We start from the raw sequence: 14,465 nt of genomic DNA, 5'->3' as shown, positions 1-14,465 counted from the left end.
GGGATCCGACCCCAGGCCAGGCCATCCTTGCCTGCCGGGCACAACTGTTTTGCCACGATGCGCCTGTTGTGCTGCGGGCTCCATCCCCATCCTTGCCGGTACTCCCCCCGCAAGAGATTGCCGCCATGCTGTTCACCCCCCACCGCCTGGGCGCCCTGACCCTGCCCAACCGCATCGTGATGCCGCCGATGACACGCTCGCGTGCAACGGGCGGCAATGTCGCTACCGCCGAAATGGCCGCGTACTACGCGCAGCGTGCCAGCGCCGGCCTGATCGTCAGTGAAGGTACCCAGATCAGCCCGCAGGGCCAGGGCTATGCCTGGACGCCCGGCATCCACAGCGATGAGCAGGTGCAGGGCTGGCGCCAGGTGACTGATGCCGTGCATGCGGCCGGTGGTCGCATCTACGCGCAGCTGTGGCACGTCGGCCGGGTTTCGCACGTGGCCCTGCAGCCCGGGGGCGTGGCGCCGGTGTCTTCCTCGGCGTTGCTGGCCGAAGGCGTGAAGGTGTTCGTCGACCGGACCGGCGCAGGCCCGGAGGCGGGCGTGGGCGAAATGATCCAGCACTCGATGCCACGTGCACTGGCCGAGGATGAGATTCCGGGCATCATCGCCGACTACGCGCAGGCCGCCCGCAATGCGCTCGCTGCTGGCTTCGATGGCGTCGAACTGCACGGCGCCAATGGCTACCTGATCAACCAGTTCATCGACTCGCAGGCCAACCAGCGCACCGACGGCTACGGTGGCGCATTGCAGAACCGGCTGCGCTTCCTGCGCGAGGTGGTGCAGGCGGTGGTGGCGGTGGCCGGTGCTGAGCGCGTCGGCGTGCGCCTGGCGCCGCTGACCACCCTGCAGGGCGCGGTGGACGATACGCCGCAGGCGACCTACCTGGCGGCCGCGCACCTGCTGGGCGAACTTGGCGTGGGCTACCTGCATATCGCCGAGGCCGACTGGGATGATGCGCCGCTGATGCCAGTCGCGTTCAAGCAGGCGCTGCGCATGGTCTACCCGGGCACGCTGATCTATGCCGGCAAGTACACCACCGAGCGCGCCGAGCAGGCGCTGTCTGAGGGCTGGGCCGACCTGATCGGCTTCGGCCGGCCGTTCATCGCCAATCCGGATCTGCCCGAGCGCCTGCGCGCGGGTGCCGAATTGAATCCACCGGACCGGGCGACGTTCTTCGGCGGTGGTGCGGTCGGGTTTACCGATTACCCGGCGCTGGAAGCGGCCGTCGAGGCCTGACGCCGATGGCCGGTCTGCGCGGTTCATGATAGTGCCGGCCGCTGGCCGGCATTCCCGGTGCTGCCTGTGGTGATGCCGGCCAGCGGCCGGCACTACCGTCGTGCGTCAGGGCTTGTCGCGCACCAGTGCATCGGCCTCGACCACGCCGCCATCCTTGCCATGCAGGTACAGGTGCATGTCCTGCTGCGGGTACGGAATGTTGATGCCAGCCTTGTCGAAGCCCAGCTTGAGCTGTTCCAGCAGCGTGACCTTGGTGCCGAACCAGTCGGCCGACTTCACGTAGCAGCGGATGCCGAGGTTGATGGCGTGCGCGCCCAGCTCGTACACCACCACGTCCGGTACCGGCGTCTGCAGCACGCGCGGATCGGCCTTCATCAGTGCCAGCGCGGTGTCGCGCGCCAGCTGGATGTTGTCCTCGTAACCGATGCCGACCACCAGTTCGACGCGGCGCGTCGGCTCGGCGGTGAGGTTGATGATCGGCGCGGCGGTGATCAGCGTGTTGGGAATGGTGGTGTGCTGGTTGTCCGCGCCGGTGATGACGGTCTGGAAGATGCGCACTTCGCGCACGGTGCCGGTCTGCCCGGCCACGGTCACCACATCGCCAACGCGGAACGGGCGCAGGGTCACCAGCATCACCCCGGAGGCGATGTTGGACAGCGAATCCTTCAATGCCAGGCCGACGGCCAGGCCGGCGGTGCCGAGCACGGCCAGCAGCGGGGAAATCGGTACGCCCAGCGTATTGATGGCCAGCACGACCACGATGACCAGCGAGGCCGAATACACCACGTTTCGCATGAAATTCCCGAGCATCGGGTCCATGCCGACCCTTGCCGTTGCACGCGGCAGGGTATTGGACACCCGTCTTGCAAGCCACATGCCGACCAGCAGCACCACGATGGCGGCAAGCAGCGGCACGCCGTAGGTTTCGAACAGGCGTTCCCAATCCAGCGAATGTAACCAGGTCGTGGCGGGGGCGGTGACAGCAATCATGCGGGCTCCTTTGCAGCAGTCGTCATGGCGTATGCGAACGCCAGAAACAGGCACGCCCCGCAGAGGCGGGGCGTGCATGCAGCTGCAGTATGGGCGGACGCCAATGAAAGCGACGTCAGCCCATCAATGGATCAACCATTGGCCTTGTGCTTGGCCAGGCGCAGCCAGGTGTCGACCACGGTATCCGGGTTCAACGACACCGACTCGATGCCTTCCTGCATCAGCCATTCGGCCAGATCCGGATGGTCGGACGGGCCCTGGCCGCAGATGCCGACGTACTTGCCCTTGGCACGTGCCGACTTGATCGCCATCGACAGCAGCTTCTTCACTGCCGGGTTACGTTCGTCGAACAGGTGCGCGACGATCGACGAATCGCGGTCCAGGCCCAGGCTGAGCTGGGTCAGGTCGTTGGAGCCGATCGAGAAGCCGTCGAAGATCTCCAGGAACTCATCGGCGAGCAGTGCGTTGGACGGCACTTCGCACATCATGATGATCTTCAGGCCGTTCTCGCCCTGCTTCAGGCCGTTCTGTTCCAGTACCTCGATGACCTTGCGGCCTTCTTCCAGGGTGCGCACGAACGGAATCATGACCCACAGGTTGTCCAGGCCCATTTCGTTGCGCACGCGCAGCACGGCCTTGCACTCCAGCGCGAAGGCGGCCGAGAAGCTCGGGTCGACGTAACGGCTGGCGCCGCGGAAGCCGATCATCGGGTTCTCTTCGTGCGGCTCGTAGTTGCTGCCGCCGATCAGGTTGGCGTACTCGTTGGACTTGAAGTCCGACAGGCGCACGATCACCGCGTTCGGTGCGACCGAGGCGGTGAGGGTGGCGATGCCTTCGGCCAGGCGGTCCACGTAGAAGCCGACCGGGTCGGAATAACCGGCGATCTTCTCGTCGATCTTCTTCTTCGTCGCCGCGTCCTGGCGGTCGTATTCCAGCAGCGCGTTCGGGTGGATGCCGATGTGGCTGGCGATGATCATTTCCAGGCGGGCCAGGCCGATGCCGGCGTTCGGCAGCTGGCCGAAGTCGAAGGCACGTTCCGGGTTGGCCACGTTCATCATGATCTTCAGCGGTGCCGGTGGCATGTTGCCCAGATCGGTGGTGGTGCGTTCGAAGCCGAGCTTGCCTTCGTAGATGAAGCCGGTATCACCTTCAGCGCAGCTGACGGTGACCAGCTGGCCATCTTCGATGACCTTGGTCGCGTTGCCCGAACCGACCACGGCCGGCACGCCCAGCTCGCGCGCGATGATCGCGGCGTGGCAGGTGCGGCCACCGCGGTTGGTGACGATGGCCGAGGCGCGCTTCATCACCGGTTCCCAATCCGGGTCGGTCATGTCGGCGATCAGCACGTCGCCCGGCTGCACGCGGTTCATGTCGTCCAGCGTCTTCACCACGCGGGCCACGCCCGAACCGATCTTGGCACCGACGGCACGGCCCTCGGCCAGCACGTTGCCGCCCTTTTCGGTCAGCGCGAAGCGTTCGATCTGGGTGGCGTGGCTGCGCGACTTCACCGTTTCCGGGCGCGCCTGCACGATGAACAGCTTGCCGCTGACACCGTCCTTGGCCCACTCGATGTCCATCGGGCGGCCGTAGTGCTTTTCGATGACCAGGGCCTGCTTGGACAGTTCCTGCACGTCCTCGTCGCTGATCGAGAAGGTGTTGCGCAGTTCGGCCGGGGTGTCCTCGATCCTGACGCGCTCGCCGGGGACATCCGAATACACCATGCGGATCGCCTTGCTGCCGAGCGAGCGGCGCAGGATCGCCGGCTTGCCGGCCTGCAGGGTGGGCTTGTAGACGTAGTACTCGTCCGGGTTGACCGCGCCCTGCACGACCATTTCGCCCAGGCCGAAGGAAGAGGTGACGAACACCACGTCGCGGAAGCCGGACTCGGTGTCCAGGGTGAACAGCACGCCGGAGGAACCGACGCCCGAACGCACCATCAGCTGCACGCCGGCCGACAGGAACACGTCTTCATGCTTGAAGCCGTGGTGCACGCGGTAGGCGATGGCGCGGTCGTTGTACAGCGAGGCGAACACTTCCTTGACCTTGTGCACGACATCGTCGGCACCGGTGACGTTGAGGAAGGTTTCCTGCTGGCCGGCGAAGGACGCATCCGGCAGATCCTCGGCGGTGGCCGACGAGCGCACGGCCACGGCCACGTCGCCGCCGCCGTTGTCGGCGCTCAGCTGGGCGTAGGCGGTGCGGATGTCCTGGTCCAGCTGCGGCTGCAGCGGGGCATCGATCACCCAGGTGCGGATTTCCTTGCCCGCGGCGGTCAGCGCGTTGACGTCCTCGACGTCCAGCGTGGCCAGCTTGTCGAAGATGCGCTTGGACAGGTCGTTGTGCGCGATGAAGTCCTTGAAGGCTTCAGCGGTGGTGGCATAACCGCCCGGCACCGACACGCCCAGACCGGCAAGGTTGCCGATCATCTCGCCCAGCGACGAATTCTTGCCGCCTACGCGGGCCAGGTCGGCCAGACGCAGTTCGTGCAACCACAGGATGTTCTCGTTCAAGCGCGATGCTCCGTTTGGCCATCGCCCGAGGCGGGCTGGAATGGCCGCGTCCGTAGGAAGAAGCCGATATGATGCCGGGCAGACCACCGTCGGCACAAGCTTGTGCTGGCGGCCTTTTTAGGCTTCGTAGGGGGTAAAAGCGCGCATGTCGACCATCCGTCCGGTGTTCTACGTTTCCGATGGAACCGGTATCACCGCTGAAACCATTGGGCATAGCCTGCTGACCCAGTTCTCCGGGTTCAGCTTCATTACCGACCGCATGTCGTTTGTCGACGACCCCGAAAAGGCGCGTGAAGCCTGTGCCCGGATCCAGGCGGCAGGGGAGCGGTACCAGGTCCGGCCGATCGTGGTGAACTCCTGCGTGGACCAGAGCCTGAGCCTGATCCTGGCCGACAGCGGGGCGCTGATGCTGGATGTGTTCGCACCGTTCATCGAGCCGCTGGAACGCGAGCTGGCCAGCCCGCGCCTGGCCCGGGTCGGCCAGGCCCACGGCATGGTCGATTTCGACACCTACCACCGCCGCATCAACGCGATGAACTTCGCCCTGACCCATGACGATGGCATCGCGGTGAACTACGACGATGCCGACGTGATCCTGGTGGCGGTGTCGCGCGCCGGCAAGACGCCCACCTGCATCTACCTGGCCCTGCATTACGGCGTGCGCGCGGCCAACTACCCGCTGACCGACGAAGACCTGGAAAGCGACCGCCTGCCGCCGCGCCTGCGCAACTACCGGCGCAAGCTGTTCGGGCTGACCATCGACCCGGACCGCCTGCAGCAGATCCGCCAGGAACGGCGCCCGAATTCGCGCTACGCCAACCTGGATACCTGCAAGCGCGAGGTCGCCGCGGCCGAAGTGATGTTCCAGATGGAGCGCATTCCGACCCTGAGCACCACCCACACCTCGATCGAGGAGATTTCCAGCAAGGTGCTGGCTACGCTGGGGCTGCAGCGCGAGCTGTATTGATCCGTGCGCCACGACCAACGGTCGTGGCCTACCTACGTGGCGGGCATTGCCCCTCCTCCACGGTGGGTATCGACCGTTGGTCGATTCCGAGCCCCTTTGGTCGGGGCGATCCCGCCCCCACGTTGAAGCACCAACGTGTAGGATCGACCCATGGCCCACGCCTCGCCCCGCACCGAACGTATCCCCCGCCTGAGCCGGCTGAGCTGGCTCATGGGCCTGTACGCGGAAAACTACCGCCACCTGGTGCGCCTGTTCGCGCCGGCCGAGCTGGTTGCGGGCAGCTACATCTCTTCGGTGGGTGATGGCCTGGACGTGCGCCTGGACGTGATCGAATGCCACCGCTACACGGTGGAACTGCGCCTGACCTACGACCTGGCCGACCCGGTCACCGGCGAGCCCGATCCGTCGGCCTATGTGCGCCTGTACCGCGACGCGCGCCAGGCCGAGACCACCCACTGCTACGTCGGCCGCCGCTGGCAGGACACGATGGGCCTGTATCCGCCGCCGGCAGAGCTGATCAGCCACCGCATGCGGATGAACACCTTCCTCGGCAAGTGGCTGGAATACCTGGCCGAGCGCGGCCACGGCGTCGCCACCCTGCGTCGCGATTCCGACGGCATCCGCACGCCGACCGAGCGCCGCCTGTCGCTGGTGCGCTGATCGGCCATAATCCGGGGCTGACCTGCCGCTGGATGCTGCCCCATGCCGTACACCCCGATCGTCGCCACCCTGGGCTACGTGCTTTCGCCTGATCGTCGCCAGGTGCTGATGATCCACCGCAATACCCGCCCGGGAGACCATCACCTGGGCAAGTACAACGGGCTGGGCGGCAAGATCGAAGCGGACGAGGACGTGGCCGCCAGCATGCGCCGCGAGATCCAGGAGGAGGCCGGCATCGACTGCACCGGCATGCGCCTGCGCGGCACCATCAGCTGGCCCGGCTTCGGCAAGCACGGCGAGGATTGGCTCGGCTTCGTGTTCGTCATCGATGGCTTCGAAGGTACTCCGCACGGTGGCAACCATGAAGGCACGCTGGAATGGGTGGAGCTGGACAAGCTGGACACGCTGCCGATGTGGGAGGGCGACCGCAATTTCCTGCCGCTGGTGTTCGATGCCGACCCGCGCCCGTTCCACGGCGTGATGCCGTACAAGGACGGCCGCATGGTGAGCTGGTCCTTCAGCCGGCTGTGACCCGGCGAATCGGGTGGGTGCCAACCTTTCGGGTGGGTGCCAACCCTTCTGGTGGGTGCCAACCTTGGTTGGCACGCTCTTCCGGTCAATTAATACCCGGACAATATTGACAGTCACAAATTACCCGGGCAATATTTGCGCATCGCCTCCGGTGCCCTTGCCATGCCTGCGTCCCGACTTCCTCCGTTCAGCTGTTTCGACGGCCATCGCCTGGTGGCGTCCGGTACCCCGGAAGTCGCCGCGTTGGCGCTGAAACAGCTGCGCGCCGACAACGCCGCCGGTCCGCTGCTGGTGTTCGACAACGCCACCGGCCGCACCCGCGATTTCGATACGCGCGGCACGGATGCGCAGCTGCTGGCGCGGGTGGCCGAGGCGTTCCCGCCGGCCGTGGAAGCGGATCCGGAAACCCCGGTCGACGATACACCTGCAATCCCACGCGGCCGCGGTCGACCCAAGCTGGGCGTGGTTGCCCGCGAAGTGACACTGCTGCCGCGCCATTGGGCGTGGCTGGCCGAACAGCCGGGCGGGGCCTCGGTGGTGCTGCGCAGGCTGGTGGAATCGGCCAGCCGTGCCGGCGCGGACAGGGATCGGCAGCGCCGGGACAGCGAGCGTGCCTATCACTTCCTGCAGACCATCGGCGGCGACCTGCCGGGCTTCGAGGACGCCATCCGCCTCCTGTTCGCGCATGACCGAGCGGGTTTTAGAACGGCATTGCATGCGTGGCCCGACGACGTGCGCACGCATGCCCTGCGCCTGGCGTTCGATGACCCTGCCAGCACTGCCGACGGCTGAAACACCCCGCGCTCACTGAGCGAGCGCTTCACCTGATCGCGGGCCACGGCCCGTTCCCTTCGTGCGCGCTCTTTGCTGGCTGAAACGCCGGGCAGGGCAGCGCCTTGCCCAGAGACTCCGATGAACCCTCCTGCATCTCCTGCTGCGCCGGTTGCGCAGCCGCTGTGGCGCACCTATCTGACCCTGCTGCTTCCGATGCTGCTGACCAATGCGCTGCAGTTGGCCGCAGGCACACTGGACAACATCTATCTGGGGCACCTGCTTGGCACGCAGGCCGTGGCAGCCGCCGCCGCATTCTTCCCGGCTTTTTTCCTGCTGCTGGCGCTGGTGATGGGCCTGGCGACCGGTGCGATGGTGCTGATCGGCCAGGCCTGGGGCGCCGGTCGGCCACACCAGGCGCGAGCGGTGGCAGGCAGCGCGGTGGCGCTGGTGCTGTCGCTGTCGGTGCTGGCGATGGCGGTGGGCGGCCTCTTCGCGCCGCAGCTGCTGGCAGCACTGGGTACGCCGGCACCGATCCTGGACGAGGCCATCGCCTATGCGCGCGTGTTGTTGCTGGGGGCGCCGGCCTTCTTCCTGCTGTGGCTGGCGACCGCCGTAAGCCGCGCGGTGGGCGATGCGAAGACGCCATTGCACGCGCTGCTGCTGGCCACAGGGGTGGGCCTGTTGTGCACGCCACTGCTGATCCTGGGCTGGGCCGGCCTGCCGAGGCTGGGTGCGGCCAGTGCGGCGGTCTCGGCGGTGTTCGCTTCGCTGCTGGCCTTGGTCTGGTTGCTGTGGCGCTGGCATCGTCTGGCACACCCGTTGGCACCGGGCCACGATCTGCTGCGCGCCATCCGTTTCGATCGGGGGCTGATCCGCTCGATGCTGCACATCGGCGTACCGTCTTCGCTGCAGATGTTCAGCCTGGCCATTGCCGAGATCGTGTTGCTGGGCTGGATCAACCGCTACGGCTACACGGCCACGGCGGCCTACGGTGCGGTCAACCAGTTGATGAGCTGGGTGCAGTTGCCAGCCATGTCGCTGGGCATCACCGCCACCATCCTTGCGGCCCACGCGATGGGCGCGGGGCGTGCGGCGCGGTTGCCGGCCATCGCCCGCACCGGCGTGCTGCTGGGGCTGGCGTTGCTGGCGGCGGTGGTGATGCTGGTGATGGCATTGGCGCCCTGGCTGAGCGGCCTGATCCTGGCGGCGCCGGAGGTGCGCGAACTGGCCGCGCTGCAGCTGCGTACGGTGGTCTGGGGCGTGCTGGCAATGGGTGTCACCGCGGTGCTGGTCGGGGTGATGCGTGGCAGCGGCACGGTTTTGCTGCCAGCGTTGCTGGGCATGTCGGCGGTGTTGCTGGTGGAACTGCCGCTGGCGATGTGGCTGCAGGCGCGGCATGGGCTGGCCGGGCTGTGGTGGGCGTGGCCGCTGGGATTGCTGGCGATGCTGGTGATGCAGGTGTTCTGTTTCGCGCGTTGGCGGCGACGGGTGCAAGGCGGGTAATACCGGCCGCTGGCCGGCAACGCGGAACGGTCGGGGCAGCCGGCCAGCGGCCGGCTCTACCACGTCAGCGCCGCTGTGCCAGCAGCAGATGGAAGTGCTTTTCGCGGGCCTGGCCATCGTTGCCGGGCGCGGTTTCGCGGTGGCTGCGCCAGGCAGAAACGCTGAACCCGGCGACACGCAGCGCCAGCTCCACTGCATCCAGTTCGTGCAACTGGAAATCGGCGGTGAACGGCAGGCTGCGCATGAAGGCAGCATCGCCGAAGGCCAGGCATAGCCGGCCACCCCGACGCACGACCCGTGCCAGTTCGCCCAGCACCGGCGCCAGGTCTGGCCAGAAGTACAGGGTGTTGACGGCCAGTGCCGCGTCCATCGCGGCATCGGCGATCGGCAGGGCATGGGCGTCGCCATGACGCATCCCGGCCCGCTCGGCCAGCCCGGCGGCGACGAGCTGCCGGTTGCCGGCCTCGACCATGGCGCTGGACAGTTCGATGCCCAGGTAGCGGCTGTCGCTGGCCTGCAGAAGCAGCGGCGCAAACGCAGCGTTGCCGGGGCCGATCTCCAGCACCCGTTCGCCTGAGGTCACCGCCAGCAGGCCGATCGCGGCCCGGTTGAGCGCGCCATTGCTGCGGTTCATCGATTCGGCCACAGCCTGTGCGGCGTCGCCGTGGGGGTGCCGCAGCTGCGCGGCCAGGGTGGAAGCATCCAGCATCATCATCGTCCGTCGCGGGAATCTGGACGTGGCGGCGGCGGGGTCCGCCGACGACCATAGCGCTGCCTTCGCAGCTTGGGAAGTAGGGGAACCCCGCTTCAGGGTGATGAGGAAATGTCCAGCGTCGCAGTCGGTGAGATCTGGTTGTCCACAGGGGGTGTGGATTACGCGTGGGCAACTTTGTGGATAAGCGGCGACAGGCGCCACCCCCCTAGGCTGTCAAGATGGGTGGCGAAAAATTCACCGCCGGTGAGGACAGGTGAGGGAGCGGTGAAGGATCGGCGCGGCCAGTGCTGTCGCCAGCGGCGGCGCTCGCGGTAACCTGTGGGCCTTGATGCTCCGTGAGACCCCATGAAACGTCACTTCTCGATGCTGCGCGAATTCCAGCTGGCCGACTGGTTCACCCTGGCCAATGCTTTCTGCGGCACCGGTGCGGTGTTCGCCGCAATGCGCTTCCTGCAGGACGGCGAGCGCGGCTACCTGATGTTCGGCATGGCGCTGATCCCGCTGGCCTTCATCTTCGACGCGCTGGACGGGCGCATCGCGCGCTGGCGCAAATCCAGCTCCACCCTGGGCCGCGAGCTGGATTCGCTGTCGGACGTGATCTCCTTCGGTGTGGCCCCGGCCGCACTGGCCTATGCCTGTGGCATGCAGGGCGGGTGGGACTGGCTGGTGCTGAGCTATTTCGTCTGCTGCGGCGTCAGCCGCCTGGCGCGCTACAACGTCACCGCCGAGGCAATGACGGGCGACGAGGGCAAGGTCACGTATTTCGAGGGCACCCCGATCCCGACCAGCCTGGTACTGGTGATCGTGCTGGCGATTGCGGCAGGCACCGGCGCCATCGGCCAGGAAATCTGGTTCGGCCAATGGCAGATCGGCCCGTGGCAGCTGCACCCGATGGTGCTGCTGTTCGCCCTGTCCGGGTCGCTGATGATCAGCAAGACCCTGCGTATTCCCAAGCCATGACCCAGCCCTGCGGAGGCCTGCGATGACCAGCTCGGCCCACGACGCCGGCAGCAGCGATTTCGAAGCCCTGGCCCGGCAGTACTTCGGCGCCTGGGGAGATGCCCTGCGCCACGCGGCGACGCCTGGCGCCCCGGCTGGCGATGGCCCGGGCAGCTGGCAGCGGCTGTTCGACGAGTGGGGCCAGCTGCTGCCCGAACAGGGGCCGGGCGCGCCGGAAGACGCGGTGCGCCGGTTCCGCGAACAGGCCGGTAGCTGGTACGGCACCATGCAGGACGTGGCCGCGCGATTCGCCGGCCGCGACGCCAGCAGCGCCGACGTGGCCCAGGCCTGGCGCGAGGCGGTGCAGGGGCAGGGTGATGGCATGCTGCAATGGATGCTGCAGGGCGCTCGTGGCAGCACCCACGCCGGCGCCGCCGTGCCCGAATTCGCCGCCTGGCTGCAGCAGTTCCAGCTGCAGGCGGGCCCATGGCTGCAGAGCCCGGCGTTTGGTCCGGGCCGCGAGCACCAGGCGCGCTGGCAGGCGCTGCTGCGCGCGCAGGAGGAATACCAGCAGCATTCGCGCGCTTACGTCGAGCAGATCAAGCAGGCGCTGGACGAGGCCTTCGCGTTGTTCGAACAGCGCCTGGCCCAGCACGAGCAGCCCGGCAGCCAATTGACCAGCGCCCGCGCGATGTTCGACCTGTGGATCGAAGTGGCCGAAGAGGCCTACGCCAAGGTCGCCATGTCCGAGCCGTTCCAGCAGGTGTACGCCTCGCTGGGCAACGCACAGATGCGCCTGCGCGCCGGCCTGCAGCGCGAGGTGGAACAGATGAGTGAGCGCGTCGGCCTGCCGACCCGCAGCGAGATGGACGCCGCGCACCGCCGCATCGCCGAGCTGGAGCGCAGCCTGCGTCGACTGCAGGCGCAGGTGGCGGTGCTGGCGGGTACCGCCACCGTGGATCCCGTGGCGCAGCCGGCCCCGGCGAAAGTGAAGCCGGCCGCGCGCAAGGCGGCGAAGAAGGCCGCACCTGCCAACAAGGCGGCCCCCAGCAAGGCGCCTGCAAAAAAAGTGCCCGCAAGGAAGGCGCCTGCGAAGAAGGCCGCCGCCCGCACCTCGTCACGGACGCGTGACCGATGAAGGGACCGCTGGGCTTCAACGCCGACGACCTGATGCAGGAAACCCTGGCCATGCAGCGCAAGCTGCTGGAAGGGCTCACGCTGCTGCCGCAGGTGGAGGACGTGGATTATGGCGTGACCGCCCGCGAGGAAGTCTGGCGCGACGGCAAGGTGGTGCTGTATCGCTTCGTGGGCGAACAGGCGCCGACCCGGCGCACGCCGCTGTTGATTGTCTACGCGCTGGTCAACCGGCCGTACATGGTCGATCTGCAGGCTGATCGCTCACTGGTGCAGAAGCTACTGGCGCTGGGCCAGGACGTATACGTGCTGGACTGGGGCTACCCGGACCGCTCCGAACGCTTCCAGACCCTGGAGGATTATCTGCTGCGCTATATCGATGGCGCGGTGGACGTGTTGCGCCAGCGCAGTGGTGGACCGGTGGACCTGCTCGGCATCTGCCAGGGCGGCGTGTTCGCGCTGTGCTACGCCGCGCTGCGCCGGCACAAGCTGGGCAAGCTGATCACCATGGTCACCCCGGTCGATTTCCAGACCGCCGACAACATGCTCTCGCACTGGGCGCGGCAGGTGGACGTGGACCTGCTGGTCGACACGCTGGGCAACATCCCGGCCGATCTGATGAATGCCAGCTACCTGATGCTCAAGCCGTTCCGCCTGAACGTGCAGAAGTACGTGGGCCTGCTCGACATCCTCGATGACAAGGCCGCGCTGGAGGATTTCCTGCGCATGGAGAAGTGGATCTTCGACTCACCGGATCTGGCAGGCGAAGCGTTCCGTGACTTCATCAAGCAGTTCTACCAGGGCAATGGATTGGTGAATGGCACGGTGCGGATCGGCGAGGAGGCGGTGGATCTGTCGCAGGTGACCCTGCCGGTGCTGAACATCTACGCCGAGCAGGACCATCTGGTGCCGCCGGATGCGTCGCGCGCGATGCGCGGGCGTCTGGGCACCGAGGACTACACCGAGTCCAGTTTCCGCGGCGGCCATATCGGCATTTACGTGTCCGGTCGCGCACAACGCGAAGTGCCGGCCACGATCGATGGCTGGCTGAAGGCTCGCGACCTGTAGAGTCGAGCTTGCTCGACTGCCCTTGGGGGGATGATGACGTACCGGATTTCGTTGATTCTTGCCGCACTGCTGGCGGCACCCCTGGCCCACGCCGCCCCTGGCCCGCAGGCGCAACGCGAGATCGCCCAGTTGATCTCCAGCCTCGACGGTTCGCAGTGCCGGTTCCAGCGCAATGGCAGCTGGTACGACGGCAGCGATGCGCGCGTGCACCTGCAGCGCAAGTACGACTACCTGCTGAAGAAGGACATGGTCGACAGCGCCGAGCAGTTCATCGAGCGCGCGGCCAGCCAGAGCAGCATGAGCGGCAAGCCCTATCGCATCCAATGTCCCGGGCAGCCTGAACAGACGGCTGCGGCCTGGTTCGGCGCCCGCCTGCAGGCCCTGCGCCAACGCGCGCCGTAGACATGGCCGGGGTGTAGAGTCGAGCCGCGCTTGACTGCGCTTTCTGGTTCCCGAGGAGATGCCACCATGAACACCACGCCACGCACGCTGTCGCGTTCGTTGAACGACCGCATGATTGCCGGCGTGATGGGTGGCATTGCCCATCGCTTCGGCTGGAATGCCACCCTGGTACGGATCGTGTTCGTGCTGGTCTCGATCGGCTCGGCGGCCTTCCCCGGCATCCTGGTCTACCTGATCCTGTGGCTGCTGATCCCGAACGAGGCCGATTGAACGCCACCTCCCGGCCCTGGCCACTCTGGCTGCGCGCGCTGCAGGTGCTGGGCGCGGTATGGACGCTGCCCAATACGCTGATCGGCCTGATCGGTGGCCTGGCGGGCCTGCTGGGTGGGGCGACGCTGCGCTGGAGCGCCCGCGACTGTGCGCTCATCTTTGATCACTGGCCGTGGGGGCCGGGCGGGGCGATCACGCTGGGCAATGTGATCCTGCATACCGGACACGACCTGGGCATGTCCTGTCGCACCTATGCGCATCAGGCCGGGTGGGGCGTGGAGCCACTGATCCGGCTGGATGACCACGAGCGCGCGCACGTCTACCAGTACCTGGTGCTGGGGCCGCTGTACCTGCCGGTGTACCTGCTGTGCGGCGGGGTGAGCGCGCGCAATCCGTTCGAGCGCGCGGCGGATCATTACGCCCGGTTCGGGCAGGGTTGGTGGCCGTAGGTTTCCAGCCAACGGCGCAGCCCCTCGTGGCTTGGTCGCGGAATCCCTGCTTCCTGGGGGCTGGCCGGGTGGGTGGGGCTGGCGGGGACGCCGTGAACCCATCCATGGGGGCTTAGCCGCGGCATCCATGCCGCGGATACCCCGCCACCCCCACCCACCCGGCCGCTGACAGTTTCCGTGCGCGTCCAGCCACGGAAAAGAAAAAAGAAGATCAAAAGCAAAAGCGGCCTGGCCGGCTGCTTTGTTGCTTCCTGTAGAGCCAAGCGATGCCCGGCTCACGAGCAAGCGCAGCGCGCGACCCGCTTTTGCTGT

General features: G+C 67.0%; 15 protein-coding genes. 12 read left to right on the top strand and 3 right to left on the bottom strand.

Annotation, left to right across the window (positions count from 1 at the left end; genetic code table 11):
* Positions 1 to 125 precede the first annotated feature (125 nt).
* The gene (locus VN11_RS13720) at positions 126 to 1,241 is read left to right on the top strand and encodes an alkene reductase (RefSeq protein WP_053450145.1); all 1,116 of its coding nucleotides are present in this window, start codon (positions 126 to 128) and stop codon (positions 1,239 to 1,241) included.
* Positions 1,242 to 1,346: 105 nt separating this feature from the next.
* On the opposite strand, the gene VN11_RS13715 is transcribed toward VN11_RS13720, so the two are convergent.
* Entirely contained in the window at positions 1,347 to 2,231 is an 885-nt protein-coding gene (locus VN11_RS13715; RefSeq protein WP_053450144.1) for a mechanosensitive ion channel family protein, read from the bottom strand.
* 131 nt (positions 2,232 to 2,362) lie between these two features.
* Positions 2,363 to 4,741, bottom strand: a complete 2,379-nt coding sequence (ppsA, locus tag VN11_RS13710; RefSeq protein WP_053450143.1) for a phosphoenolpyruvate synthase — start codon at positions 4,739 to 4,741, stop codon at positions 2,363 to 2,365.
* A 145-nt stretch (positions 4,742 to 4,886) separates the two neighbouring features.
* Between ppsA and ppsR the strand changes: the two genes are divergently transcribed.
* The 5 genes from ppsR (at position 4,887) to VN11_RS13685 (ending at position 9,176) form a co-directional block, all read left to right on the top strand.
* Positions 4,887 to 5,708: a posphoenolpyruvate synthetase regulatory kinase/phosphorylase PpsR gene (ppsR, locus tag VN11_RS13705; protein WP_006452040.1), complete on the top strand. Its 822-nt coding sequence runs from the start codon at positions 4,887 to 4,889 to the stop codon at positions 5,706 to 5,708.
* A 150-nt stretch (positions 5,709 to 5,858) separates the two neighbouring features.
* Positions 5,859 to 6,368, top strand: a complete 510-nt coding sequence (locus VN11_RS13700) for a DUF1249 domain-containing protein (protein WP_053450142.1) — start codon at positions 5,859 to 5,861, stop codon at positions 6,366 to 6,368.
* 42 nt (positions 6,369 to 6,410) lie between these two features.
* Positions 6,411 to 6,899 (top strand): NUDIX hydrolase, encoded by a 489-nt coding sequence (locus VN11_RS13695; RefSeq protein ID WP_053450141.1) that lies wholly within the window; start codon positions 6,411 to 6,413, stop codon positions 6,897 to 6,899.
* 162 nt (positions 6,900 to 7,061) lie between these two features.
* The gene (locus VN11_RS13690; protein ID WP_053451344.1) at positions 7,062 to 7,691 is read left to right on the top strand and encodes a DUF2239 family protein; all 630 of its coding nucleotides are present in this window, start codon (positions 7,062 to 7,064) and stop codon (positions 7,689 to 7,691) included.
* A 120-nt stretch (positions 7,692 to 7,811) separates the two neighbouring features.
* Positions 7,812 to 9,176, top strand: a complete 1,365-nt coding sequence (locus tag VN11_RS13685; protein ID WP_053450140.1) for an MATE family efflux transporter — start codon at positions 7,812 to 7,814, stop codon at positions 9,174 to 9,176.
* 64 nt (positions 9,177 to 9,240) lie between these two features.
* Here VN11_RS13685 and VN11_RS13680 read toward each other — a convergent pair whose 3' ends face one another.
* The gene (locus VN11_RS13680; protein WP_053450139.1) at positions 9,241 to 9,891 is read right to left on the bottom strand and encodes a class I SAM-dependent methyltransferase; all 651 of its coding nucleotides are present in this window, start codon (positions 9,889 to 9,891) and stop codon (positions 9,241 to 9,243) included.
* A 345-nt stretch (positions 9,892 to 10,236) separates the two neighbouring features.
* Here VN11_RS13680 and VN11_RS13675 point away from each other — a divergent pair, with 345 nt between their 5' ends.
* From VN11_RS13675 to VN11_RS13650, 6 genes are all read left to right on the top strand, one after another.
* A complete protein-coding gene (locus VN11_RS13675) occupies positions 10,237 to 10,851 on the top strand; it encodes a CDP-alcohol phosphatidyltransferase family protein (RefSeq protein WP_006452013.1) in 615 nt (204 codons plus the stop codon).
* A gap of 22 nt (positions 10,852 to 10,873) precedes the next feature.
* Positions 10,874 to 11,968: a class III poly(R)-hydroxyalkanoic acid synthase subunit PhaE gene (phaE, locus tag VN11_RS13670; protein ID WP_053450138.1), complete on the top strand. Its 1,095-nt coding sequence runs from the start codon at positions 10,874 to 10,876 to the stop codon at positions 11,966 to 11,968.
* A complete protein-coding gene (locus VN11_RS13665) occupies positions 11,965 to 13,032 on the top strand; it encodes a class III poly(R)-hydroxyalkanoic acid synthase subunit PhaC (protein ID WP_053450137.1) in 1,068 nt (355 codons plus the stop codon). Before phaE ends, VN11_RS13665 begins: the two co-directional genes overlap by 4 nt.
* Positions 13,033 to 13,065: 33 nt before the next feature.
* Positions 13,066 to 13,434 carry a YfeK family protein gene (locus VN11_RS13660; RefSeq protein ID WP_053451343.1) on the top strand — a complete coding sequence of 123 codons (369 nt, stop codon included), beginning with the start codon at positions 13,066 to 13,068 and terminating at the stop codon, positions 13,432 to 13,434.
* A gap of 66 nt (positions 13,435 to 13,500) precedes the next feature.
* A complete protein-coding gene (locus tag VN11_RS13655; protein ID WP_006452007.1) occupies positions 13,501 to 13,704 on the top strand; it encodes a PspC domain-containing protein in 204 nt (67 codons plus the stop codon).
* On the top strand, positions 13,701 to 14,153 hold the full coding sequence (locus VN11_RS13650) for a hypothetical protein (protein WP_053450136.1): 453 nt from the start codon (positions 13,701 to 13,703) through the stop codon (positions 14,151 to 14,153). The genes VN11_RS13655 and VN11_RS13650 overlap by 4 nt, the downstream gene beginning before the upstream one ends.
* Positions 14,154 to 14,465: the final 312 nt, after the last annotated feature.

It is taken from the genome of Stenotrophomonas maltophilia (genome assembly GCF_001274595.1).
Taxonomy (GTDB): domain Bacteria; phylum Pseudomonadota; class Gammaproteobacteria; order Xanthomonadales; family Xanthomonadaceae; genus Stenotrophomonas; species Stenotrophomonas forensis.
Note: the sequence above shows the minus strand (reverse complement) of the source record. Positions and strands in the feature narration are given on the sequence as shown.

Excerpts from the sequence above, each read along its gene's own strand:
- VN11_RS13720 (WP_053450145.1), top strand. The coding sequence starts at position 126 with ATGCTGTTCACCCCCCACCGCCTGGGCGCCCTGACCCTGCCCAACCGC.
- VN11_RS13715 (WP_053450144.1), bottom strand. The coding sequence starts at position 2,231 with ATGATTGCTGTCACCGCCCCCGCCACGACCTGGTTACATTCGCTGGAT.
- ppsR (WP_006452040.1), top strand. The coding sequence starts at position 4,887 with ATGTCGACCATCCGTCCGGTGTTCTACGTTTCCGATGGAACCGGTATC.
- VN11_RS13700 (WP_053450142.1), top strand. The coding sequence starts at position 5,859 with ATGGCCCACGCCTCGCCCCGCACCGAACGTATCCCCCGCCTGAGCCGG.
- VN11_RS13695 (WP_053450141.1), top strand. The coding sequence starts at position 6,411 with ATGCCGTACACCCCGATCGTCGCCACCCTGGGCTACGTGCTTTCGCCT.
- VN11_RS13690 (WP_053451344.1), top strand. The coding sequence starts at position 7,062 with ATGCCTGCGTCCCGACTTCCTCCGTTCAGCTGTTTCGACGGCCATCGC.
- VN11_RS13685 (WP_053450140.1), top strand. The coding sequence starts at position 7,812 with ATGAACCCTCCTGCATCTCCTGCTGCGCCGGTTGCGCAGCCGCTGTGG.
- VN11_RS13680 (WP_053450139.1), bottom strand. The coding sequence starts at position 9,891 with ATGATGATGCTGGATGCTTCCACCCTGGCCGCGCAGCTGCGGCACCCC.
- VN11_RS13675 (WP_006452013.1), top strand. The coding sequence starts at position 10,237 with ATGAAACGTCACTTCTCGATGCTGCGCGAATTCCAGCTGGCCGACTGG.
- phaE (WP_053450138.1), top strand. The coding sequence starts at position 10,874 with ATGACCAGCTCGGCCCACGACGCCGGCAGCAGCGATTTCGAAGCCCTG.
- VN11_RS13665 (WP_053450137.1), top strand. The coding sequence starts at position 11,965 with ATGAAGGGACCGCTGGGCTTCAACGCCGACGACCTGATGCAGGAAACC.
- VN11_RS13660 (WP_053451343.1), top strand. The coding sequence starts at position 13,066 with ATGACGTACCGGATTTCGTTGATTCTTGCCGCACTGCTGGCGGCACCC.
- VN11_RS13655 (WP_006452007.1), top strand. The coding sequence starts at position 13,501 with ATGAACACCACGCCACGCACGCTGTCGCGTTCGTTGAACGACCGCATG.